The organism is Pseudomonas sp. PSPC3-2 (genome assembly GCF_049897085.1).
In the GTDB taxonomy this organism is placed as follows: Bacteria; Pseudomonadota; Gammaproteobacteria; order Pseudomonadales; family Pseudomonadaceae; genus Aquipseudomonas; species Aquipseudomonas paraveronii.
Window position 1 is genome coordinate 232499 of record NZ_JAFCVO010000004.1, and the last position, 23669, is coordinate 256167.

The 23669-nt window shown below is 59.9% G+C and carries 23 protein-coding genes and 1 pseudogene; 11 read left to right on the plus strand and 13 right to left on the minus strand.

The features are described 5' to 3' along the window. Nucleotides 1-35: 35 nt before the first annotated feature. From ACP7CJ_RS09595 to ACP7CJ_RS09605, 3 genes are all read right to left on the minus strand, one after another. Entirely contained in the window at nucleotides 36-671 is a 636-nt protein-coding gene (locus tag ACP7CJ_RS09595) for a LysE family translocator (protein WP_426100190.1), read from the minus strand. Between the two features lie 336 nt (nucleotides 672-1007). Continuing rightward, nucleotides 1008-1346 (minus strand): hypothetical protein, encoded by a 339-nt coding sequence (locus tag ACP7CJ_RS09600; RefSeq protein ID WP_426100191.1) that lies wholly within the window; start codon nucleotides 1344-1346, stop codon nucleotides 1008-1010. A gap of 446 nt (nucleotides 1347-1792) precedes the next feature. Continuing rightward, nucleotides 1793-2170 (minus strand): c-type cytochrome, encoded by a 378-nt coding sequence (locus ACP7CJ_RS09605; RefSeq protein WP_276194785.1) that lies wholly within the window; start codon nucleotides 2168-2170, stop codon nucleotides 1793-1795. Between the two features lie 350 nt (nucleotides 2171-2520). Here ACP7CJ_RS09605 and ACP7CJ_RS09610 point away from each other — a divergent pair, with 350 nt between their 5' ends. From ACP7CJ_RS09610 to ACP7CJ_RS09630, 5 genes are all read left to right on the plus strand, one after another. After that, the gene (locus tag ACP7CJ_RS09610; RefSeq protein ID WP_426100192.1) at nucleotides 2521-2901 is read left to right on the plus strand and encodes a response regulator; all 381 of its coding nucleotides are present in this window, start codon (nucleotides 2521-2523) and stop codon (nucleotides 2899-2901) included. A 244-nt stretch (nucleotides 2902-3145) separates the two neighbouring features. Next, a complete protein-coding gene (locus ACP7CJ_RS09615; protein WP_426100193.1) occupies nucleotides 3146-3340 on the plus strand; it encodes a hypothetical protein in 195 nt (64 codons plus the stop codon). Between the two features lie 124 nt (nucleotides 3341-3464). Then, nucleotides 3465-5360 (plus strand): alkaline phosphatase D family protein, encoded by a 1896-nt coding sequence (locus ACP7CJ_RS09620; RefSeq protein ID WP_426100194.1) that lies wholly within the window; start codon nucleotides 3465-3467, stop codon nucleotides 5358-5360. Nucleotides 5361-5500: 140 nt separating this feature from the next. Continuing rightward, nucleotides 5501-6502: a sensor domain-containing diguanylate cyclase gene (locus tag ACP7CJ_RS09625; protein ID WP_426100195.1), complete on the plus strand. Its 1002-nt coding sequence runs from the start codon at nucleotides 5501-5503 to the stop codon at nucleotides 6500-6502. Between the two features lie 191 nt (nucleotides 6503-6693). After that, nucleotides 6694-7944: a 2-aminoadipate transaminase gene (locus tag ACP7CJ_RS09630; protein WP_426100196.1), complete on the plus strand. Its 1251-nt coding sequence runs from the start codon at nucleotides 6694-6696 to the stop codon at nucleotides 7942-7944. Here ACP7CJ_RS09630 and ACP7CJ_RS09635 read toward each other — a convergent pair. Further along, complete coding sequence (locus ACP7CJ_RS09635) at nucleotides 7941-9965, minus strand: c-type cytochrome (protein WP_426100197.1); 2025 nt, start codon at nucleotides 9963-9965, stop codon at nucleotides 7941-7943. The genes ACP7CJ_RS09630 and ACP7CJ_RS09635 overlap by 4 nt on opposite strands. A 229-nt stretch (nucleotides 9966-10194) precedes the next feature. Between ACP7CJ_RS09635 and ACP7CJ_RS09640 the strand changes: the two genes are divergently transcribed. The 4 genes from ACP7CJ_RS09640 (at nucleotide 10195) to ACP7CJ_RS09655 (ending at nucleotide 12068) form a co-directional block, all read left to right on the plus strand. After that, entirely contained in the window at nucleotides 10195-10449 is a 255-nt protein-coding gene (locus ACP7CJ_RS09640; RefSeq protein ID WP_276194791.1) for a type II toxin-antitoxin system prevent-host-death family antitoxin, read from the plus strand. Next, nucleotides 10446-10700 (plus strand): Txe/YoeB family addiction module toxin, encoded by a 255-nt coding sequence (locus tag ACP7CJ_RS09645; protein WP_426100198.1) that lies wholly within the window; start codon nucleotides 10446-10448, stop codon nucleotides 10698-10700. The genes ACP7CJ_RS09640 and ACP7CJ_RS09645 overlap by 4 nt, the downstream gene beginning before the upstream one ends. A 77-nt stretch (nucleotides 10701-10777) precedes the next feature. Then, a complete protein-coding gene (locus ACP7CJ_RS09650) occupies nucleotides 10778-11281 on the plus strand; it encodes a hypothetical protein (RefSeq protein WP_276194793.1) in 504 nt (167 codons plus the stop codon). A 70-nt stretch (nucleotides 11282-11351) separates the two neighbouring features. After that, nucleotides 11352-12068, plus strand: a complete 717-nt coding sequence (locus ACP7CJ_RS09655) for a hypothetical protein (RefSeq protein WP_276194794.1) — start codon at nucleotides 11352-11354, stop codon at nucleotides 12066-12068. A gap of 68 nt (nucleotides 12069-12136) precedes the next feature. Here ACP7CJ_RS09655 and ACP7CJ_RS09660 read toward each other — a convergent pair whose 3' ends face one another. The 6 genes from ACP7CJ_RS09660 to cyoA all read right to left on the minus strand — a co-directional run bounded on the left by ACP7CJ_RS09660 (nucleotide 12137) and on the right by cyoA (nucleotide 18207). Beyond that, nucleotides 12137-13231 carry a pyridoxal phosphate-dependent aminotransferase gene (locus ACP7CJ_RS09660; RefSeq protein ID WP_276194795.1) on the minus strand — a complete coding sequence of 365 codons (1095 nt, stop codon included), beginning with the start codon at nucleotides 13229-13231 and terminating at the stop codon, nucleotides 12137-12139. A gap of 148 nt (nucleotides 13232-13379) precedes the next feature. Next, nucleotides 13380-14267 (minus strand): heme o synthase, encoded by an 888-nt coding sequence (gene cyoE / locus ACP7CJ_RS09665; protein ID WP_276194796.1) that lies wholly within the window; start codon nucleotides 14265-14267, stop codon nucleotides 13380-13382. Between the two features lie 11 nt (nucleotides 14268-14278). Further along, a complete protein-coding gene (gene cyoD, locus ACP7CJ_RS09670) occupies nucleotides 14279-14614 on the minus strand; it encodes a cytochrome o ubiquinol oxidase subunit IV (protein WP_276194797.1) in 336 nt (111 codons plus the stop codon). Beyond that, complete coding sequence (locus tag ACP7CJ_RS09675) at nucleotides 14614-15240, minus strand: cytochrome o ubiquinol oxidase subunit III (RefSeq protein WP_276194798.1); 627 nt, start codon at nucleotides 15238-15240, stop codon at nucleotides 14614-14616. Before ACP7CJ_RS09675 ends, cyoD begins: the two co-directional genes overlap by 1 nt. A 3-nt stretch (nucleotides 15241-15243) precedes the next feature. Then, a complete protein-coding gene (gene cyoB, locus ACP7CJ_RS09680) occupies nucleotides 15244-17262 on the minus strand; it encodes a cytochrome o ubiquinol oxidase subunit I (protein WP_276194799.1) in 2019 nt (672 codons plus the stop codon). Nucleotides 17263-17265: 3 nt separating this feature from the next. After that, a complete protein-coding gene (gene cyoA / locus ACP7CJ_RS09685; RefSeq protein WP_276194800.1) occupies nucleotides 17266-18207 on the minus strand; it encodes a ubiquinol oxidase subunit II in 942 nt (313 codons plus the stop codon). 27 nt (nucleotides 18208-18234) lie between these two features. On the opposite strand from cyoA, the pseudogene ACP7CJ_RS09690 reads away from it, so the two are divergent. Further along, a pseudogene (locus ACP7CJ_RS09690) lies at nucleotides 18235-18488 on the plus strand (hypothetical protein). A gap of 510 nt (nucleotides 18489-18998) precedes the next feature. On the opposite strand, the gene ACP7CJ_RS09695 reads toward ACP7CJ_RS09690, so the two are convergent. Beyond that, nucleotides 18999-19505, minus strand: a complete 507-nt coding sequence (locus ACP7CJ_RS09695; protein WP_276194801.1) for a disulfide bond formation protein B — start codon at nucleotides 19503-19505, stop codon at nucleotides 18999-19001. A 237-nt stretch (nucleotides 19506-19742) separates the two neighbouring features. Next, a complete protein-coding gene (hmpA, locus tag ACP7CJ_RS09700; RefSeq protein WP_426100199.1) occupies nucleotides 19743-20924 on the minus strand; it encodes an NO-inducible flavohemoprotein in 1182 nt (393 codons plus the stop codon). A 145-nt stretch (nucleotides 20925-21069) separates the two neighbouring features. Between hmpA and norR the strand changes: the two genes are divergently transcribed. Then, nucleotides 21070-22614: a nitric oxide reductase transcriptional regulator NorR gene (norR, locus tag ACP7CJ_RS09705; RefSeq protein WP_276194803.1), complete on the plus strand. Its 1545-nt coding sequence runs from the start codon at nucleotides 21070-21072 to the stop codon at nucleotides 22612-22614. A 141-nt stretch (nucleotides 22615-22755) separates the two neighbouring features. On the opposite strand, the gene ACP7CJ_RS09710 is transcribed toward norR, so the two are convergent. After that, the gene (locus ACP7CJ_RS09710) at nucleotides 22756-23667 is read right to left on the minus strand and encodes a DMT family transporter (protein WP_426100200.1); all 912 of its coding nucleotides are present in this window, start codon (nucleotides 23665-23667) and stop codon (nucleotides 22756-22758) included. Between the last annotated feature and the right edge of the window lie 2 nt (nucleotides 23668-23669).

A 23669-nucleotide genomic window follows, 5' to 3' on the forward strand; every position in this document is an offset into this window, starting at 1 on the left:
CAGCGTGCCGGCCAGCGTCAATAGCGCCTGCCCAATTACCGCCGCCCGTCAACCGCCATACGCACGGCCAAGCCCATCAGCACTGAGCCCATCAGCCAGCGCTGCGCCACCTGCCAACCGGGCCGGGTGACGAAAAACACCGCGATGGAGCCCGCCATCATGGCAATCATTGCGTTGACGCCCACGCTAATGAAAATCTGCGTAAAACCCAGCACCAAAGATTGCGTCAGCACACTGCCGTGGCCGTTCGGGTCGATGAACTGCGGCAGCAGCGACAGATACATCACCGCGACTTTAGGGTTCAGCAGGTTGGTCACAAAGCCCATCATGAACAGCTTGCGCGGGCTGTCCTGGGGCAAGTCCCGCACCTGAAAAGGCGAACGACCACCCGGCTTGACCGCCTGCCAGGCCAGGTAGACCAGATACAACGCCCCGCCGAGTCGCAGCGCGTCGTATGCCAAGGGAACCGCAATGACCAATGCGGTGATACCCAACGCCGCGCACAGCATGTAAACGATAAAACCCAACGCCACCCCGCCCAGGGAAATCAAACCGGCCGTGCGCCCCTGGCAAATCGAGCGGGAAATGAGGTAAATCATGTTCGGCCCGGGCGTCAGCACCATGCCCAGTGAGATCAGGCCATAGGCAAGCCAGTTGGACAGTGCGGGCATCGTGCAGCTCCTGAATGAGGGTGTTGTCGGCGAAAGCCCCTTGGCCAACGTTGTCGTGTCGAGCGCCATGGTAGGGCGTGCGACAAGCGCGCGTTAGATACAGATCTGCGAGCAAAACGTCATACACAGGACAGGCCCATGGTCGACTTCGCCCTCGCTGCCGTACAAAAACAGCGTGGCCTATTCCGTGGAATCGTCCGGGACTTTCGCTCCGGATTTCCAAGCACCTACTGACCTGATCAGCGGGCAAAAAAAGACCTTGGCGTCCCAAGGTCTTTTTTACTGCAGGCATGCCTGATTCAATGGATGCACACCGTCAAATATGGGCGCAGGCCATCAGCCCCGCGGCCGCCCCAAATACCGGCAATACCAAACCACCCCACCCACAACCGCCCCCACGACAGTGACGCCATTCCCCAACAACCAAATCCCAAAATTCCGAGTCTGCTCCGCATCCCCCTCATAGAACGGCCCAAAGTACGCCGACACCGCGACCACCACCCCGTTGAACACCGCAACCGCCACGGCAACCACCAAAAACACGAACACGCCCCCCTTACAGACCTTCATATAACGCTCCAACACCAAATCTCCCTTGACTGGTGACAATCCGAGAACGATCCCTTTGATCGAGAACGCCAACTGAATTCGCGGATAGCTCAGCCAATCCGTCAATCGCCGCCCATTCCATAAATCAATGTGGTCACCACTACGGTTACCGAACGTTTCATTGCCCCGGTGCCAAAAAAACCTTGAAGAAGTGGGTTCGGCACGGGGCGGCGTCTCCGAAGATTTCCGGATGGTTTTTCCATAGCGTATGGAACGTCAGCATTTAGCATTTCCATCGCGTTTTTTCGCGACCGTAGCAAACGCTCTGCTGCTTATAGAGGGGATCAGATAGAAATCAGAACGGTCCTACTTGCCTGTCAGTTTTGGCTGCAGGGTATAACTCACATGCCCTCACAGGGGATGTTCTTATTGGTGTGAAAGTAAGTGCTAACTGGGCCGGTGTTTGTACGGAATGTTCCGCAGCAGAATAGGCAGCTGGGCGGTTAAGTATAGGAACTTCAGAACGACGCAGGTTTCATGTGGGGCTCGACAACTCCCACACGAGGTCAGAATCACTGGGGTTGAAACATCTCCAGATACGCCAGGATGTTGTCGATTTTTTCCTGATCGCTGATGCCCCAGAAGATCATGCGAGTGCCGCTCACTACCTTCTTCGGCGCCTCGATATAGGCCGCGAGTTTTTCGCGGGTCCAGACCACCCCGGAGTTTTTCATCGCATCCGAATACTGATAGTCGGCGGTAGTGCCGGCAGGCCTGCCGATGATGCCGTTGAGTTCGGGGCCAAAGCCGCCGCGCGCGCCCTCGCCGATGTTATGGCAGCCGCCGCAGGTTTTGGCGAAGAGCTTGCCGCCCGCTTCGGCATCGCCGGCGGCGCAGGCCGCGCCGGTGTTGAGGATCAGGGCGAAGGTCAGTAAGGCGCGGTATTTCATAAGGGCTCCACATCGGGTGATACGGGTGATTATGCCGGTTTGTCAGGAGCGCATGCCCATCCAGATCACCGCTTCGGTCCATGCCGTCACCACCGATGCCAGCGCCCTGAACCACGGGTCATCCCGGTCGATCTGCGCGGCCGAGTGGTCACGGTTGACGGCCTTATGTCACGGCCTGTGGGAAGCAGGCCGGTGGTAGGTGGAAAAGCGCCGGTATCGTGCAGCAGCACCCGGTCAATACGCAACCGGGTCCCTCAGAACGACCATCCATCGTTCCAGGCATATCTGATCGAACCTAATGCGCTGCGCCCCACTCCACCCTACTGAACCCTGATGGTGGAGTAAGGATCATGGCTCAGCCATCGATTTTAGTGCTGGAAGACGACGAAATCATTCGCGCGTTAATGGTCGACGTACTGGAGGATTTCGGTGCGCATGTCACCTCGTTTCCTTCGGCGGATGAAGGCATGATTTACCTGGAGCGGGCCGATGACCCGGTGGACCTGATTGTGAGTGATATCCAGATGCCTGGATTGCTCAACGGCTATGACCTGAGTCGAGTGGTGGCCCATCGTTGGCCAGCGGTGCCGGTGGTGCTGACGTCCGGCAACACCAGGCTGGCGGCGCAGTTGGGGGGATCGGTACGGTTCCTGCCCAAGCCGTGGAGCACCCGCCATCTGCTCGAATGCGTACAAACCGCACTGACCCAGCAGGGAGCGTCGATGCATTAATAGCTTCGCGACATCACTTCGCCGAAGGCTCGGCGGCGGTTAGGTGTCGGAAAAATCGTTGCGAAAAGTGAGCTGGGCCGCAGCAGGGAGTTCCGATTTAGGGTGCCCAAGGTGAATGACGATTCCCACACCTGCGTCGTCTCGTTTTGACGCGATTTGTTTATAGCTCAGGCTTCCCACGCTCTGTAGTTTCGGTCCGCGTCGACAGCCTTCGACGCGAACTGAACTTACAGAGGATACCGTGATGGATATTTTTTCCAGTCATCTGAGTTTCGAAAACACCCTTTTGCAGACCTACTTGAACACGCCAGAAGAAAACCGTCCTCGCCCAAAAACGCCCTCTCAGGGGCCGACCATTGATTTCAGTGGTGAGCGGCTGCCAAAGAAGGACAACCGTTCGAGCGGCCTGGACAGCCTGGGCGGTGGAAACCTCATCTAAGTCGTCAAATTGAGAGGCTGCAGCCCTGCAGTCTCTTCCACCTTTCGATCCGCCCGACCTTAACAAAATACTGACATCCCCCGGGTTAACGTTCGCAACCACCCTGCCCAGAGCGTTCAACCCTATGCCTCACGCCGGCACCTTGCCCGACGTCCTCGCTGGCCCGCTGCTGCGGCGCCTTGAACCCCAGCGCCTGGTGATGTGGCTGGTGGGGACCCGAGAACTGCCTTTGAGCCTCAGGCTGCACGTCGCCGAGCAGACCCGCGATATCTCGCTGGACCAAGGCCAGTGCCAAATCGTGCCGGTGGGGCGCCAGGCCTTTATCCACTTGATCGACATCCCGTTGGACGAGGCCCTGCCCCAGGACGTGGTGATCGGCTACGACCTGCTGATCGACGCGCGCGGCATCGCCCAATGGGCACCGCACCTGCTCTATTGCGACGCGCAATCGCCGAGTTTCGTGCTGCATAGCCGTATTCATCAATTGGTCCACGGCTCCTGCCGCAAGCCCCATCACCCGGCGGACGAAGGCTTGCTGTGCGTCGACCGCCTGCTGGCGGACGCCCAAACCCCAGCGCAACGCCCGGCGTTGTTGATGATGAGCGGCGACCAGGTGTACGCCGACGATGTCGCCGGGCCGATGCTAAGGGCGATTCACGGGCTGATCGCGCGCCTGGGGCTGTTCGACGAATACCTGGAAGGCGCCGTGGTGGACAACAGCGCCAGCCTCTATGGGCATCACGCCAGTTATTACCATCGGGCCGAACTGCTGCCCGCGCTGGACAGCAACGAGACCCTGCGCGAGCGTTTTTTCGGCGGTGTGAAGAAGCCGATTTTCACCAGCAGCACCGCCGACAATCACCTGGTGACCTTCGCCGAAGTGATAGCCATGTATTTGCTGGTCTGGTCCCCCACACCCTGGACGCTGATCACACCACAACCGCCGCAACTGAGCGCCGACGCGCAACAGCGTTATGCCCGTGAGCAGGTGCAGATCGATCAATTCCGCAACGGCCTGCCCGGCGTTGCGCGGGTGCTCGCCCATCTGCCCACGTTGATGATCTTCGACGATCACGACATCACCGACGACTGGAACCTCAGTGCCCAGTGGGAAGAAACTGCCTACGGCCATCCGTTCTCCAAACGCATCATCGGTAACGCGTTGCTGGCTTACCTGCTGTGCCAGGGCTGGGGCAACCAGCCGGATGTGTTTGCCAAGCTGATCGGCCAGACACAGGCGCTTGCCGCCCAGGCGCACGACAATCATCTGAACGCGAGCGCGCAGGATGAACTGCTCGAAACGCTATTGACCTTCCAACAGTGGCATTACGTCCTGCCGACCAGCCCCGCGCTGGTCGTGCTCGACACCCGCACCCGGCGCTGGCGCAGCGAATTCAACCTCAAACAACCATCCGGCCTGCTGGACTGGGAAGCCTTGAGCGAACTGCAACAGGAACTGCTGGACCACCCGTGCGCGATCATCGTCTCCCCCGCGCCGATCTTTGGCGTCAAGCTGATCGAGACCGTGCAAAAAGTCTTCAGTGGGTGCGGCTACCCGCTGCTGGTGGACGCCGAAAACTGGATGGCGCATCGCGGCGCCGCCGAGGTGATCCTGAATATCTTCCGCCACTCCCGCACGCCGGGTAACTACGTCATCCTCTCGGGCGACGTACACTATTCGTTCGTCTACGAAGTGCTGATCCGTCATCGCAACGCAGGCCCCAAGCTCTGGCAGATCACCAGCAGCGGCATCAAGAACGAATTCCCACCGCGCCTGCTGGAATGGTTCGACCGCCTCAACCGCTGGCTCTACTCGCCGCGTTCTCCGCTCAACGGGTTCACCCGCCGCCGCAACATGCAGGTGGTGCCGCATATCCCGGAACACGCGCAAGCCGGTGAGCGCTTGTGGAACTCGGCGGGGATCGGCCAGGTGTTTTTCAACGAGCAAGGCCAGCCTGAAGCGATTTACCAGCACAACGCCGATGGAAAGGCACGGACGAGGATGCTGGCGCCTAGGTAATAGCCTATCGCCACACGCCCTGAAGCCGCAAAGCCTCTCTATTCAACGCGTGCAAGCCCCGTTGTACAGTAGCGCCAGCCACGGAGTATCGGCGGGAATTTGAATGGCCTTCTGGGCCTGCCCACGCAGGAAGCACACACATGGACGATACATCCGGCAACAAACCCTCAACTGACCTCAATGCCGACATTCTGCATGCGATCATGGAACTGGTCAGCGACGGAGTCTGGGACTGGAACGCGAATACCGGGTTCGTTTACCGTAACCCGGGCTGGTACGAAATGCTCGGTTACCCCAGCCACTCCCTGGAGAACAGCGTGTTCACTTGGGAGAACATCCTCCACCCCGACGACTACCTCCGGGTGATGACGCTGTTCGATGACTACATCAACCGTCGCTCGCCCCATTACCAGACCGAATACCGCTGCCGCAAAAAAGACGGCAGCTACCTGTGGATCGAAGACCGCGGCTGTGTGGTTGCGCGTAACCTCGACGGCTCGGTGGCGCGCATGGTCGGCGCCCACCGCGACATTAATACGCGCAAATGCTCCATCGAACAGCTCGAACGGCGTAACCAATCGCTTGAAGCCTTGGTTGCCGAACGCACACGCGAGTTGTCACGGGTCAATCAGCAACTGCAATTGCAACTGGACGAAAACCGCTCACTGGCCGAGCGCGACGCCCTGACCCGCGTGGCCAACCGTTATCGCCTGGAGAAAGTGCTGCTGGAAGAATGCGACCGCGCCGAACGTTTCCGCCTGCCGTTGGCGCTGCTCGCCATGGATATCGATGATTTCAAGCCGATCAATGATCGACACGGCCACGGCGTCGGCGACAAGACCTTGGTGAGCGTCGTGGAGAGCCTGGAATCCTGCGTGCGCCCCGGTGACTTGCTGGCGCGTTGGGGGGGCGATGAGTTTGTGGTGGTGCTGCCCAAAAGCACCCTGAATACAGCGAAAGCCCTGGCCGAGCGCATTCGCCAAAAAATGACCGCGATGCCCGCCGTGGGTGACTTCAAAGTGACCCTGAGCCTGGGGGTGGTGGAGCGTCTTGCGGGTGAAACCCCCGCCGCGCTGATGGCGCGGGCCGATCAGGCGCTGTATCGGTCCAAGGCAGCGGGGAAGGACGTCGTCTCGGAATAAATGCACGTTCACATGTGGGCGCTGGGCTTGCCCGGCTCCTACATTGAGTGCGCGGGGTTTGTTGCCCCGAACAACCTGCTGGCAACCGCTCCTTCCGATTTGGAATGACCCGGCGACTTTATTTCGTTTGCGGCACGGCCTGGCTCGCGGCTTAGATAAAAAGAAGCCCGCCACTGCCGAGTCCGAGATTCATGAGCCGCGAAACCATCAGCCAGTCGATTTCCATCGTTCACCCCATCAGCCTTAGCCATGGCAAGAACGCCGAGGTCTGGGACACCACGGGCAAGCGCTACATCGACTTTGTCGGCGGCATCGGCGTGCTCAACCTCGGGCATTGCCACCCGGCGGTGGTCGAGGCAATTCGCCAGCAGGCGACCCAACTGACCCACTACGCCTTCAACGCCGCACCGCATAGGCCTTACATCGAGCTGATGGATCGTCTGAGTGCGTTTATCCCGGTGGACTACCCGGTCAGCGGCATGCTCACCAACAGCGGCGCGGAAGCCGCGGAAAACGCCTTGAAGATTGTGCGCGGCGCCACCGGCCGCACTGCGGTGATTGCGTTCGACGGCGCGTTCCACGGCCGCACGCTTGCCACCCTCAACCTGAATGGCAAGGTGGCGCCCTACAAGCAAAAAGTCGGTGTCCTACCGGGCCCTGTGTATCACCTGCCCTACCCGAGCGCAGACAACGGCGTGACCTGCGCCGAAGCGCTGAAGGCCATGGACCGCTTGTTCAGTGTGGAAATCGACGTCAACGACGTCGCCTGCTTCATCATTGAGCCGGTGCAGGGCGAAGGCGGTTTCCTCGCGCTGGATATCGAGTTTGCCCAGGCCCTGCGCCGTTTCTGCGATGAGAAAAATATCCTGCTGATCGTCGATGAAATCCAGTCCGGTTTCGGCCGCACCGGCCAGCGTTTTGCCTTCTCGCGCCTGGGCATAGCGCCGGACCTGATCCTGCTCGGCAAAAGCATCGCCGGCGGTGTGCCGTTGGGCGCCGTGGTGGGGCGCAAGGCATTACTCGACAACCTGCCCAAAGGCGGGCTGGGCGGCACTTACTCCGGCAATCCCATCGCCTGCGCGGCGGCGTTGGCCACCCTTGAGGTGATGACGGATGCACACTTGCAGGCCTGGGGATCGCAGCAGGAAGAGGCCATCCTGCGCCGCTACGAAACCTGGCGCGCGCAAGGCCTGTCGCCTTACCTGGGCCGACTGACCGGCGTCGGCGCCATGCGAGGCATAGAGCTGGCCCACGCCGACGGCACGCCCGCGCCCCAGCAACTGAGCCAATTACTGAGCCTGGCGCGGGACGCCGGTTTGCTGCTGATGCCCAGCGGCAAGTCGCGGCACATCATCCGTTTACTGGCGCCGCTGACCACTGAGCCAGCGGTGTTGGAGGAAGGCCTGGACATCCTCCAGGCGTGCCTCAAGCAACTGGGCTAGTAACGCGCATCCTGCGGCTTGCCGCCGTTGGGCCAGTCTTTGACCTTGTCCGGGAAATCCGGGCGAGGTTGCCCCGAGAAATACGCCGCGACGTCCACCGCTTCCTGGTCGGACAAACCACCCTGGCCCAACGGAAATTGCTCGTGGAAGCCGATCGGCATGTTGCGTTTGACGAACGCCGCCGCCGTGTAGGTGCGCGCCATGCCGGCACCGATATTGAACGATTGGTCGCCCCACAGCGGCGGGTACACCCGCTCGCCGTCGGCACGCGCCAGGCCCTCGCCATTGTCGCCATGGCACACCGCGCATTGCTTGGCGTAGACCGCCTTGCCGTTGGCCAGGTCGGGTTTGATCGCCGCGTCGACTTTGCCTACGCCGCGCCCGGCCACCTTGTCTTCGGGGCGGGTGTTGTTCTTCATCCAGTCGAAGTACGCGACCATCGCCTGCATATCGGCTGATTGCGGCGGCAACGGTTTGCCGTTCATCGAGCGGCGGAAGCAGCCGTTGATGCGCTCTTCCAGGCTCACCACCTTGCCCGCGCGCGGTGCATAACTGGGGAAGAAGGCCGACACGCCAACGAAGGGCGAGCCGTCCGCCACCGTGCCGGCGTTGAGGTGGCAACTGGTGCAATTGAGCGAATTGCCCACGTTGGCGGGCAGCAATTCCTTGGTTTGCAGGTGCAGGCGCATGCCGCGGACCACCTGGTCGGCGTTCGGCGCGGCGAGCAGGTCGGCCAGGCGCGGGGTTACGAAGGCAGTTGAGTCGGTCGTGGTCGGGTTGAGCTGGTCACGCAACGTCTTGACCTGCGCGGCACTGATCGGCGTGCCCTGGTTGCCCCAGCGTGTGCGCACAAAACTGAGAATGTCGGCGACTTCCTGGTCCGCCAGCCGGGCAAACCCGGGCATGGTGTAGACCCGTGGGTAGGTGGCTGTTTGTGCGGTCTGCCAACCGGTGAGGGTAATGTGCAGCAGCGATGTCGGGTCGTTCGAGGCGATGCTCGGGTTGCCGGCCAAAGGCGGGAACAGACCTTTCACACCCCTGCCGTCGCTGCGGTGGCAGTCGCTGCAGAACTGCATATAACCCAGGCCGCCACGGCTGGTGAACAGGTCGGCGGGCGGCACCGCCGGTGCGCGGGCCAGCGACGGCATCGGCAGATCGTCCTCGCCTAGCGGCAGGGATTTCAAATAGCGGGCAATCGCGGTCAGGTCGTCGTCACTGAAATGCTGGGTGCTGTGGTGAATCACATCGGCCATGTTGCCGGCGACGGTGGCAAAGCGGTTCTGCCCGGTTTTGAGCAGTTGCACGGTGTCTTCCACGGTCCACAGGTTGCGCAGGCTCAGGGCGCGCCAATGCTCGACGGTTTCGCCGGCCAGGTAATGCTGGCCGCTGCGCCCGTCATCGCTCATGGCTTTTTCCTGGAAAGCGATGCCGCGTGGGGTGTGACAGGAGCCGCAGTGGCCCAAGCCCTGGACCAGGTAGGCGCCACGGTTGAGCTGCGCGTCACGGCCCGGGGCCGGCTGGAACGCTTGCGTGTCGAGGAAGGCGAAGTTCCACAGGGCCAGGCCCCAGCGCTGGTTGAACGGGAAGCCCATGTCCGCCTCGAGGTTGGCCTCTCGCACGGGCTCTACGCCTTGCATCAGGTAGGCATACAAGGCGCGCATGTCCTCCTCGCTCATCTTGGCGTAGGACGGATACGGCATCGCCGGGTACAGGTTCATACCCGCAGGTGTGACGCCTTCACGCATGACCCGGTCGAACTGCTCGAAGCTGTAGGCGCCAAGGCCCGTCTCGCGGTCCGGCGTGATATTGCTCGAATAGATCGTGCCCATCGGCGTGCTCAGCTCCAGCCCGCCGGCCATCGCCTTGCCTTGCTTGGCGGTGTGGCAGGCGATGCAGTCGCCCAATTGCGCGACATATTTGCCGTGTTCGATCAGCGGGGTATCAGCGGAATTTGCGTGCAGGGGTAGCGTCAGGCAGAGCATCGCTCCCAGCATGGCCACGCGTGACAAAGAAAGCGCCATTGCATTTGTCCTTTAATAGCCTGGCGTGGGGATGTCCCCCCGGCGCAGGTCTGTGTTCGTTTTTATAGGTTCATCAGACCTCTGTGTTGTAACGGGTTTACCGCTGTGGGCTTTTGATGTGGGTCAGGCTCAAACCGTAAGGGTGCCGCCAACTGACCGTTGATAAGGAAATCCTTGAACACATGTACGTATTTCTGTACGTTTCGTACCATCAAGCGAGGACATACCCATGGAAACAATCAACTACACCAATGCCCGTGCCCATCTCTCCGAGACAATGGATCGGGTTAATGACGATCACATCCCGTTGCTGCTCACCCGGCAAAAAGGTGAGCCCGTGGTGATGATCTCGCTCTCGGAATTCAATGCCCTTGAAGAGACGGCCTACCTGCTGCGCTCGCCAAAAAATGCTGAACGCCTGATCAACTCGGTCAACAGCTTGAGAGCGGGCAAAGCCAAAGCGAGGCGGCTGATTGAGGAATGAAAATACTCTTCACCCCTGAGGGCTGGGACGACTATCTCTGGTTTGAGCAAAACGACAAAGCCGGACTCAAACGTATCAATTTGCTGATCAAGGTGATACAAAGAGACCCATTTGACGGCGTGGGCAAACCCGAACCACTCAAACACAACCTCAGTGGCTTCTGGTCTCGGCGAATCACCGCCGAACATCGATTGGTCTATGGCATAGAGGATGATGAGGTTCAGATCTTGATGTGTCGTTATCACTATTAACGGGGAATACCTGTTGAAGCCGACTGCCCTGATCCGCGCCTGAAAATATCCGACGTTTTTCTGCACGGAAGCACACCATGCTCGACATCCTCCAAGGCACGCCCGTTTGGGTATACGCCGTTTACCTGTGGATTTGTTACTACGGGATCAAGGCCTGCCTGGGTGGCCGCGAGAATCGGCGGTCATTGATGATCCTGTCGGCGGTGCTGGTGGTGTGGTCGCTGATATCGCTGGCACCGTCGATGCTGTCGAGCGGTGCCTGGGTGGGCGGCGCGGTCATCGGCAGTCTGCTGGGCATGCTGTTGTTTAATGCCAACGGCGCCCGACTGGAAACCGATGGCGACACGCTGGTGCTGCCGGGCACGTGGAAAACCCTGTTGATCTCGCAGCTGTTCTTCGCGGTGAAGTATTACTTCGGTTACCAGCAGGCCGTGCATCCGCTGTTGCTGAGCACGCCATCGATGCTGGCCGCAGTCGGTGGCGCATCCGGTTTGACCGTAGGTCTGTTTTGCGGGAGGGCAATCACGCTGCAGCGGGCGCTGGCTGCCTTGCGTCGCAATAAGGGCATTGTGCTGCCTTGACCTGATCCCCCTCCCCGCCGAAAATGCCCGACGCTTTTTTGTCCCTGTTTACTGAAGTAGTGAAATTTCAATGTCCGATTCCTACACCGCAGAATCCGCCGCAGAATCCGTAGTCGCCTTGCAATCCAAAGCTGAATACGAAAACGCCATCAATCTTTCACAGCATGTGCCAGCGGCCAAGATCATCAGCGAGATGGTGCTGGACGCATTCCATACCTCCAAGGAAAGCGACCAGATCCGCGAACTGCGTGTGGCCATCCGCGAGGCCCAAGACGCCTTCGATGACGACAAGGCCTACGACCTGATGGGCCAGCTCAAGCAGCTCAAGGACGCCGAAGCCGCCGACAACATCGCACTGGAAGACCTCAGCAGCCAGTTTTCCATCAGCCGCATCCTGTCCAGCTTCAAGGACGACCCGCAGTTTCAGGAGCTGGTCTATGGCCTGGCCCTCAAGGTGCTGAACCAGTCCCACCAGGCCATCAGCAACCCAAGCGCCGGCAAGGGCAAGGTCGCTCGACCGAAGAAAGAAGCCGAAGTGTTTGTGATCAGCAAGGACGGCATCAGCGTCACCCTGCCGCTGCGCACGCCGCGCTCGAAGCTCAACGTCGACCGTGAAGCGTTCGAGTTCCTGGGTTTCAGCTTCGTGGGTGAAGGCGATGACGCCGAGCTGGAGGTTGAGAGCTTTGTGGATAACGCAGGCGCTGAACAGCCACTGAGCCGCAAGAGCGTGATCACGGCGTTGCAGCAGCAGACCGCATTTGATGGGTATAGCATCGCGCAGCAGTAGTACCGCTGTATCGCTGAACCCAATGTGGAATCGTCGCACCGCCCCTCCCACATTGGGTTTGTGTCGGGTTAAACGCTGCGCTGGACCTGCGCCGCAAACACCTCACGAAACCGCTCCATCTCGCGCTTGTTCCCTACTGTCACCCGCACCCACTGCGGCCAGCTCTTCCACACGCGGCCAATCATCACCCCTTGCGCGGCCAGCTTCTCTATCACCTGCTCCGCTGGTTGGTTCACATCGATCATGAAGCAGTTGCTTTGCGACACCGTGCAGGTGAACCCACGGGCCTTGAGCCAGGCGACGGTTTCCTCGCGCAGTTGCGCGTTCAGGGCCTTGCGTTGCGGCAATAGCTTGATGTCTTCGAGGCTGGCCCGCGCGCCGAGCAAGCCGCTACCGGCGGGGACGTTGTCACCACCGAACACCGCGAGGCGTGCCAGCAACGCCGGGGCGCCAATCGCCAGGCCCACGCGCGCGCCAGCCATGCCGTAGATTTTCGAGAAGGTGCGCAGCACCAGCAGGTCGTCGTGTTCCTTGACCCAACTGACACAGCTGGGGGCGTCGGCGAAGTCGATGTACGCCTCGTCCACCACCAGCACGCTGCCTTGGGGTTTGTTCGCCAGTGCGTGGCGGATGGCCTCGGTGGGGGTCAGGGTACCGGTGGGGTTATTCGGGTTACACAGGTAGAGCATGCCCGCCTGGGGATCGGCGGCAAGCATCGCGGGGATGTCGTGGGCGTGCTCGGCTGTGAGGCTCACTTCATGTACCGACGCCCGGTTCGACTCGGCCGCCTGGCGCGGCACTTCGTAGGACGGCGCGGCCATCACCAGGCCGCGGCTTTCGCCGGTAAACGCCAACACGGCATAGCGCAGCGCCGCCATGGAGCCGGAGAACACCGCCACCTGGTCCTCGGCAATCCCCTGCTGCTGGGCAAACAGCGCGGCCAAGGCGTACATGTGGCCGTAGGGATAACGTCCGGCCGTGGCAATCGCGCCCTGCATCGCCTCACGGGCGGCGCCCGAGGGGCCGTAAGGGCTTTCGTTGTAGTTGAGCCGCACCTTGTCAGCCTTTGCCGGCGGCGGGCTGGCGACCGCCCAGTCCAGGCGCCCCAGCAGGGGCAAGGCCGCGCCCAGGGCGAGAAGGGAGCGACGACTAACGCTGACCATGGTGACAACTCCTTGTAGGCGGGTGATGGATTCGCACAGTTCATACACAGGGGTATGACGAGAAAGGCCCCGGCCGATTTAACCCCGCGCCCAAGAAAAAGCCCCGCGCTTCTCACGAAGGCGGGGCTTGTTCACTGCTTGGAACCACTCAGGGCGCGTAGGTCAGCAACAGCTCTTTGGGCACTTGGAAATCCAGGGACATCATCACGCTGAGCGCGGTGATGGTGAAGATCGAGAACACGAACAGCTTGCGCGCCCAGACGGTGTCGTCCACCGCCTTGTAGCCGGTCCAGGCCATGTACAACCAGTACATGCCCATGGCGGCGGCGACGGCAAGGTAGCTCATGCCGGCGTAGCCACTGAAGGTCAACATCAAGGTCGCCACGAGGAAGGCCAGGATGTACAGCAGGATGTGTTTCTTGGCCACCTGGATGCCACGCTTGACCGGCAGAACCGGAATCGACGCAGCCAGGTAGTCGTTGAAACGGAAGATCGCGATGGCATAGGAATGCGGCATCTGCCACAGGCTGAACATCACCAGCAGCACCAGCGCGGCCATGTCGAAGCTATTGGTCACAGCCACATAACCAATCACCGGCGGCATCGCCCCCGACAGACTGCCCACCAGCGTGCCGTGAACCGACTTGCGCTTGAGGTACAGGCTGTAGAGGCCGACGTAGATGACAAAACCGATCACGGCAAACAGTGCCGCCAACGGATTGGCCACCTTGTACAACAACACCACGCCGGCAACACCCAGGACGGTCGCGAACAGCAGGGCCAGTTTCAGGGAGATAAGGCCCTGGACCAGCACGCGATTCTTGGTGCGTTCCATCTTGATATCGATGTCGCGGTCAATGCAGTTGTTGAAGACACAACCGGAAGCTACCACCAGGGACGTGCCGATCATTGCTGCCAGGAAGATGGCCAGATCGACATGTCCCTTGGAGGCCAGGAAGAAGCCGCCTGCCACAGAAAGCACGTTACCGAAAATGATCCCCGGTTTGGTGATTTGGATAAAGTGCTTAAGCGACATCGGGTCTTACCTCACTTCGCCATCATGAAGGTGTGGATGCTGAACATGATCCACAGCGACAGACCAACCAGCAGAACGATCACCAGGCCTGCGAACACAAACGCAATCACGTTCTCGCGCTGAGCCTCGGAGCGGTCCAGGTGCAGGAAGTACACCAGGTGAACCAGGACCTGAATCACCGCAAACGCCAGGACGATCATCAAGGTGATCGACTTCGGCAAGGTTGGGTACATCACCAGGCCGAACGGGATCAGGGTCAGGATGACCGACAGGATGAAGCCGATAGCGTAAGTCTTTACGCTGCCGTGGCTCGCATCATGGCTGTCATGGGAGTGTGCATTAGCCATTACAGAGTCCCCATCAAGTAGACGACGGTGAATACGCAGATCCAGACCACGTCCAGGAAGTGCCAGAACAGGCTCAGGCAGTTCAGGCGAGTCTTGTTGGTGTTGGTCAGGCCGTGTTTATTGACCTGATACATCATCACCGCCATCCAGATCAGGCCAGCCGTCACGTGCAGACCGTGGGTCCCCACCAGTGTGAAGAACCCCGACAGGAAGCCGCTGCGGTGCGGGCCGAAGCCTTCGGAGATCAGCAGGTGGAACTCGTTGATCTCCATGCCGATGAAGCCCAGGCCGAACAGGAAGGTCAGACCCAACCAGGTCAGTACGCCCTGCTTGTTGCCCTTGTAGAAGGACAACATGGCGAAGCCGTAGGTGATCGAACTGAACAACAGCAAGGCGGTTTCGCCGAGCACGTAAGGCAGTTCGAAGATGTCGTGGCCCGCCGGGCCACCCGCTACGTTGTTTACCAGTACCGCGTACACCGCGAAGATCGACGCAAACAAGATGCAGTCGGTCATCAGGTAGAGCCAGAAACCGTAAACGGTTACCGGGCCCGAGTCGTGGTGATGGTCATCGTGCCCATGATCATCGACATGGGCGTGTCCAGCATTGGTCACTAAGTTCGACATGGTTTAAGCCTGTTCCAACGAGGTTTCTACACGGTTGGCCGGGATCTTCTTCTCGGCCACCAGGCGAGCGTGCTGCTCGGCTTCGATGCGCTCGATCGTTTCGACCGGCACCATGTAGCCTTGATCATCACGTGCAGCGTGGACAATGAAGTAGCCGATGGTGCCCACCAGGCTCACGATTGCCAGCCACCAGATGTGCCAGATCATCGCGAAACCGAACACGGTCAACAGCGCACCCATCACCACGCCAGTGGCGGTGTTGTTTGGCATGTGGATCGGTTCGTAGTGCTTAGGCTGCTGGTACGCAGTACCGTCTTCCTTGGCTTCGGTGAACGCATCGATGGTGTTCGCAGTAGGAATCACGGCGAAGTTGTAGAACGGTGGTGGCGACGAAGTCGACCATTCCAGGGTGTGGCCGTTCCATGGATCGCCCGACTCGCACATGTTCTGCTTGCGATCACGCACGCTGACATACAGCTGGATCAACTGGCAGGCGATACCCACAGCGATCATCAACGCACCGACCATGGCGACGTACAGGTACGGCACCCACTCAGGGTTGGTAGTAGCGTTCAGACGACGGGTCATGCCCATGAAGCCCAGTGCATAGAGCGGCATGAACGCGACGAAGAAGCCCGAGATCCAGAACCAGAATGCTGCCTTGCCCCAGCCTTCGTGCAGCTTGAAGCCGAACGCTTTCGGGAAGAAGTAGCTGAAACCAGCGATGTAACCGAATACCGCACCGCCGATGATCACGTTGTGGAAGTGAGCGATCACAAACAGGCTGTTGTGCAGCACGAAGTCAGCACCCGGGATGGCCAGCAGTACGCCGGTCATGCCGCCGATGGCGAAGGTCACCATAAAGCCCAGGGTCCACAGAACCTGGCTGGTCATACGCAAACGACCGTGATAGATGGTGAACAGCCAGTTGAATAGCTTCACCCCCGTCGGGATCGAAATCAGCATCGTCGCCAGGCCGAAGAAGGCGTTGACGCTGGCCCCCGAACCCATGGTGAAGAAGTGGTGCAGCCAAACCATGAAGCCCAGTACCGAGATCGCGCCGGAAGCGTAGACCATCGAGTGGTGACCGAACAGGCGCTTGCCGGTAAAGGTCGAGATCACTTCGGAGAAGATACCGAACGCTGGCAGGATCAGGATGTACACCTCAGGGTGACCCCACGCCCAGAACAGGTTCACGTACATCATTGGATTGCCACCAAGTTCATTGGTGAAAATGTGGAAATCCAGGTAACGGTCAAGCGACAGCAGTGCCAGGGTAGCGGTGAGGATCGGGAACGAAGCCACGATCAGCACGTTGGCCCAGGTGCAGGTCCAGGTGAAGATCGGCATGTCCATCATCTTCATGCCAGGGGCGCGCATTTTCAGCACGGTGGCCAGGAAGTTGACCCCCGTCAGCGTCGTCCCGAGCCCTGATAGCTGTAGCGCCCAAATGTAGTAGTCCACACCCACGCCCGGACTGTACGCCAGGCCCGACAGCGGCGGATACGCAACCCAACCGGTCTTGGCGAATTCGCCGACGCCCAGGGACAGGTTGACCAGCACAACGCCGGATACCAGCAGCCAGAAGCTCAGGGAGTTCAGGAACGGGTAGGCAACGTCACGGGCACCAATCTGCAGCGGCACTGCAAGGTTCATCAGGCCGGTGAAGAAAGGCATCGCCATGAAGATGATCATGATCACACCGTGAGCGGTGAAGATCTGGTCATAGTGTTCAGGCGGCAGGTAGCCCGGCGAACCCTCGGTGGCCATGGCCAACTGGGTACGCATCATGATGGCGTCGGCAAAACCACGCAGCAGCATGACCATGGCAACGATGATGTACATCACACCGATTTTCTTGTGGTCGACCGACGTCAGCCACTCGGTCCACAGGTAGGTCCACTTCTTGAAGTAAGTGATACCTGCAAACAGTGCCAGACCACCCAGCGCGATCATGGCGATGGTCACCATCACGATCGGCTCGTGGAACGGGACCGCATCCCAACTTAATTTACCAAACATCGTTTACTCCTCTGCCCCAGCAGTTGAATGCGAGCCCGTGTCAGAACCTTCAACCGCAGCCACTTCTTTCTTCTCGTGCTTGACCGGCTTGCCTGGTTTCATGCCTTCGTACTTGTCGACGATCTTCTGAAACAGGTCCGGCGTGTACGCGGAGTACGAAGCGGCAGGGTTGTTCTGGCTTGGTTTGGCAAGGGCTTCGTATTCAGCTTGATCAAGCTGTTTAGGTGCGGCCTTGACTTCGGCTACCCAGGCGTCGAATTCTTCCTGGCTCGTCGAGATCGCTTTGAATTTCATGCCGGTGAAGCCAGCGCCGCTATAGTTGGCGGAGATGCCGTCCATTTCAGCTTTCTGGTTGGCCATCAGGTGCAGCTTGGTCTGCATGCCGGCCATCGCATAGATCTGGCCACCCAGGCCTGGAATGAAGAACGAGTTCATCACAGTGTCGGAGGTGATCTTGAAGTTAACCGGGGTATGTTCCGGGAACACGATCTTGTTGACGGTGGCGATACCCAGGTCCGGGTAGATGAACAGCCACTTCCAGTCCAGCGCGACCACTTCGATATTGATCGGCTTGGCGTCGGATTCCAGCGGACGGTACGGGTCCAGTGCGTGGGTGGACTTGTAGGTCACATAACCCAGGGCAATGATGATGAGGATCGGAACCAGCCACACCGCGATTTCAATCTTGGTGGAGTGCGACCACTTCGGCGCGTAAGTCGCGTTGGTGTTCGACGCGCGGTATTTCCAGGCGAAGGCGAAGGTCATGATGATCACAGGAACCACTACCAGCAACATCAGCAGGGTGGCGGTGATGATCAGGTTGCGTTCATCCAGACCGACCTGTCCTTTGGGGTCGAGCAAGGCCCACTTGCAGCCTCCCAGCATTAACATCATGCCAAGCAGCGGCAAAAAGCCTAGTAATCGGGGGTACCTGTTTTTACTCATCTCACGACCTCTAAAGCAGCTTGCGCAATGCAGTTGGGTTTTGATCGCCAACACTTCACCCTGCCAAGGGTTGGCATTTCTCTTCGATTGAATAAGAGCCTGCCCGTGCGCCCTGATTGGACGGTTAACGGACCTGCGGTGAGTTCTTATTCGATTTCGTGGTTAAAGGCCTTGTTACAGACCAATTCCATTTGGTGCGGATAGTTGAAAGGCTGCCGGAACCTGGGGTCGCACAGAGCCATCCATCTGCCCCTCGACCGCTCCAATGCTCAAAAGATTGAACAGCACCGGACATTCAGTGCGGGCGATTGTAGTTAGCTAGCGATGTATAAACCATGTCTTATAAAGAAATAATTTTTATCGATTCCAGCAATAATCCTTCACCTATTTTGCAAAAGTTCGCGATCTTATCGCGTTAGATTCTCAACAAAAACCACAAAAAATGCCGTGTTATAGGGCAAACTGCCACACCCCTTACCCCCTGTAAGGGCCTGAAAAACCGATCCAAGCCCCCATAAAACAAGGCATTAACAGATCACCGAAAGCCTCGAACCGCGCGCCATTCGCGGTGTCGATCAAACGATGAACTGACAGCACACATTCACGACCCGGGGCAAATTCAAGCGGCGGTTCAGCGGCTCAGAAACGTCCTGCAACGGCGTCTGTGTGACAACATGTCGCACGCTGCACACCGTCAAAATTGTCCCGCGTCACTGTCCCTTCATTAATCCCTACAAACAAAAACGCCCCGGCGTTCCCTTGAGAAGGACCGGGGCGTTTCAGTGAACGACTCAGGCTTTGCGTTGGCGATTGCGATAGATACCCAGGGGCACCAGGATCACCGTCAGCACGAACGCCACCAGCGCCCATTGCGCCAGTGACAGGCCGAGCACCGGCGGGTAAGGCGTGCTGCAGAAGCCATCGACCTGGAAGACCAGTGGAAACACCTTCGCCAGGGGCAGGCCGTCAACGATCGGTTGCAGCACATCCACGCCGCAACTGACCTCGGGGAAGAACTGGGTGTACACATGGTGGCCGGCAGCGGCCACGCCGCCCAGGGCACTGAGGACCACCAAGCCTTCAAACAGCGTGATCGCGCCTTTGCTGCGCATGGCCGCACCGATAAACGCAAAGACCGCAATCAACAGCAAGGCGTAGCGTTGCAGGATACACAGCGGGCACGGCGCCTCGCCCAACACCACCTGCATGTACAGCGCACCGCCGATCAGCGCCAGGCAGATGATGCCCAGCAACGCCAGAAAGCGCCGTTCCCTGCCCAAACGCAATTCGTCACTCATCTCCGTATCCCTTTGTTTGATTGTGCCAATGGCCGCAAGTTTACACACAGAGAGTGGTTTAAACAGAGAGGGGTTAACAGGGGGTTAACAGGGGATTAATCGGAGGGAATGGAGCACTAAATGTGGGAGGGGGCTTGCTCCCGATAGCAGTGTGTCAGCTACAGATAAGCTGACTGATCCAACGCTATCGGGGGCAAGCCCCCTCCCACAGTGTGAACAGTGTGAACCTTTAGGTGGTTATTCCAGGGCGGCGGCCGGGCCGAAGAATTCGTAGCGGCTTTGTTTTTCGGGTACGCCCAAGGCTTTGAGGTGGCGCTTGATCGCGGCCATGAAGCCTTTAGGGCCGAGGAAGTACGCATCCAGGTCGCGCTGCTCGGGCAACCACGCCGCGAGTTGTTCCTGGCTCAGCAGGCCGAGCGTGTCCGCCGCAGGGCTCACGCCATCGTCCTCGGCGTAGCAGTAGAAGCGCTTGAGCTGCGGATGCTGGACCGCCAAGGCGTCCACCCACTCCCGAAACGCATGCACCCCGCCGTTACGCGCACAGTGGATAAAATGCACCGGGCGCTGGGTGGCCAGGGCCGCTTCGAGCATCGGCAGCGTTGGCGTAATGCCCACCCCGCCGCTGATCAGCACCAGCGGTTTATCGCTGGCCACCAGGGTGAACTCGCCCGCTGGCGGAAACAGGTCGATCGTCGCGCCGACCTGCAGTTGATCATGCAGGTAGTTGGACACCCGCCCACCGGCTTCGCGCTTGACGCTGATGCGGTATTGGCCGGCATCGCTGAGGGCCGACAAGGAATAGTTGCGGCGCACTTCTTCGCCATCGAGCAGCAGCGTCATACCCATGTACTGACCGGGCGCAGCAGCGAGGATCGGGGCGTTGTCCACCGGGGCGAAATAGAAGGAAGTGATTTCGGCACTTTCTTTCACGCGCTTGAACAGCTTGAATGACCGCGCACCACGCCAGCCACCGGGCGCCTGGGCCTTCTCGTCATAGATCGCAGCTTCGGCGCCGATCAGGATATCCGCCAACTGGCCGTAGGCCGCTCCCCAGGCGCTCATCACCTCGGGGGTGGCAATCTCGCTGCCCAGCACTTCGGAAATCGCACGCAACAGGCAGGCACCCACGATCGGGTAATGTTCCGGCAGGATCTGCAAGGCCACGTGTTTGTTGATGATCTTCGCCACCAGGTCACCCAGTTGATCCAACTGGTCGATATGCCGCGCATACATCAACACGCCATTCGCCAGGGCGCGGGGCTGGTCGCCGCTGGCCTGGTGCGCCTGGTTGAACAGCGGGCGGACCTCCGGGTATTCGGAGAGCATCATGCGGTAGAAATGGGTGATCAGCGCTTCGCCGCCGCTTTCCAGCAGGGGCACGGTGGATTTGACGATGGCACGGTCTTGGGCACTAAGCATGGAGCCTCCTGGGCTTCTTTACTGATTGCCTTGAGGTAATCAGCATTCATGCCAACTAATAAATCGTTAAATTTCAACCAGTTAAATTAAACATAGTCAGTATGACTCCTACGCAATATAGTCATAAGGACTACAAGGAGTCATTATGACTGCGCAATCGCTGCTCACCACCCTGCTCCCCCTGGTCGCCGACCTGTCCCGTGAACTGCCCGAAGGCGAGCGTTACCGCCGCCTGCTGCACGCCATGCGCGCCCTGCTGCCGTGCGATGCCGCCGCACTGTTGCGCCTGGACGGCGAGTCGCTGGTGCCGCTGGCCGTGGACGGCTTGAGCGCCGATACCCTGGGCAGACGCTTCAAGGTCAGCGAACACCCGCGTTTCGCCATACTGCTCAGCAGCCCCAGCCCGACGCGTTTCGACAGCGACAGTGAATTGCCCGATCCCTACGACGGCTTGGTGGACGGCCTGCACGGGCACCTCGAAATTCATGACTGCATGGGCTGCCCGCTGTTTGTCGATGACCAACCGTGGGGCCTGCTGACCCTGGACGCCCTCGACCCCGAGCGTTTCGAACGGGTCGAACTGGATGCGCTGCAGGCCTTCGCCAGCCTCGCCGCCGCCACGGTCAACGTCGCCGAACGCATCGAGCGCCTGGCGTTGCGTGCCGAAGACGAGCACCAGCGCGCCGAAATCTACCGCCAGGCCAGCGGCCAGCAGCACAAAGAGATGATCGGCCAGAGCAAGCCCCACAAACGCCTGGTAGAAGAGATCAGCCTGGTGGGCGGCAGCGACCTCACCGTGCTGATCACCGGCGAAACCGGGGTCGGCAAGGAGTTGGTGGCCCAGGCGATCCACGCCGCGTCGTCCCGTGCAGACAAGCCGCTGATCAGCCTCAACTGCGCCGCCCTGCCGGAAACCCTGGTGGAAAGCGAGCTGTTCGGCCATGTGCGTGGCGCCTTCACCGGCGCGTCGAACGAGCGCCGCGGCAAGTTCGAACTGGCCAATGGCGGCACGCTGTTTCTGGATGAAGTCGGCGAGTTGTCGTTGACGGTGCAGGCCAAGCTGCTGCGCGTCCTGCAAAGCGGCCAACTGCAACGCCTGGGCTCGGACAAGGAACATCAGGTGGACGTGCGCCTGATCGCCGCCACCAACCGCGACCTGGCTGAAGAGGTGCGCAACGGCCGCTACCGTGCCGACTTCTACCACCGCCTCAGCGTCTACCCGCTGCAAGTGCCGGCGCTGCGCGAGCGCAGGCGCGATGTGTTGCTGCTGGCCGGGTTCTTTCTCGAACAGAACCGTTCACGCATGGGCCTGGGCAGCCTGCGCCTGACCAGCGACGCCCAGACGGCATTGCTGGCCTACAACTGGCCGGGCAATGTGCGCGAGCTGGAACATTTGATCGGACGCAGCGCACTGAAAGCCCTGGGAAACTGTCGCGAACGTCCGAAGATTCTCAGCCTGAGCGCCCACGACCTGGACCTGCCCGACGTCAGCGCAGCACTGATCGACCCCCCACCCGAAGTAGCCGCCATCGCCAGCGGCGACCTGCGCCAGGCCACCGAGCACTACCAGCGCCAAGTGATCAACGCCTGCCTGGAACGCCACCAGCACAACTGGGCCAGCGCCGCCCGTGAACTCGGCCTGGACCGCGCCAACCTAGGCCGCATGGCCAAGCGCCTAGGCCTCAAATAACCCAAATCACCCAATCAAACCCAAACCCAACCCCAAAAATGCAAAAAATGCAGGAAATGCAAAAAATGCAAAAAATGTGGGAGGGGGCTTGCCCCCTCCCACCTTAATCACCACCCCACCACCTTAAACACCCCTCCCACCTCAGACCTGCTTCGCCCTGAACCCCGGGTCCACCGGCAAAACCACCTTCCCCCTACGAAACACCAACACATTCCCCACCATCACCAACACCAACCCCGCCAACGCCGGCGCAGTCCACTGATACCCCTCGACAAACGCCGACACATTCAGCGCCACCACCGGAAACAACACCGTGCAATACGCCGCCCGCTCAGGCCCCATCCGCCCCACCAACGTCAGATACGCCGTAAACCCAATCACCGAGCCCGGAATCACCAAATACCCCAACGCCCCGATATACCGCGCACTCCAATCCATCTCGAACGGAATACCGCGCACCACACAATAGGTCGCCAACATCACGGCCCCATACGCCATGCCCCAGGCATTGGTAGTCAACGGCCGCAACCCCGCCTTCTGCTGCAAACTCGAAAGCATATTGCCAGCCGAAAAACACATCGTCCCCAGCAGCGCCAGGCCCAGCCCGAGCAAGGTCTGCGGGCTGGCGGTGTGCCCCGCCAGCTCCGGCCAGAACAACAGGCCCAACCCCAACAAACCAAGCCCGCCGCCCATCAACACATTGCGCGCGACCCGCTGGCCAAAAAACACCCGCGCATTCAGGGCATTCCACAGCGTCGCCGTGGAAAACACCACCGCCACCAGCCCGCTGGGAATCCACTGGCTGGCCGTGAGAAAACACATGAAATTCACGCAAAACAGGCACAAGCCCTGGGCCAGGCAGATCAGATGCCCGCGCCGGTTCATCACCTGCAACTTGCGACTGAGCAGCAACAGCGCAAACAACACCAGCGCCGCCAGGCCGAAGCGATAGACGATCGACACGGGAATCGCCACCACGCCCAGTTGCCACTTGAGGGCGATCCAGGTGGTGCCCCAAATCAGCACGGTGAGTAAATACAGGAAAAGGTTCATAA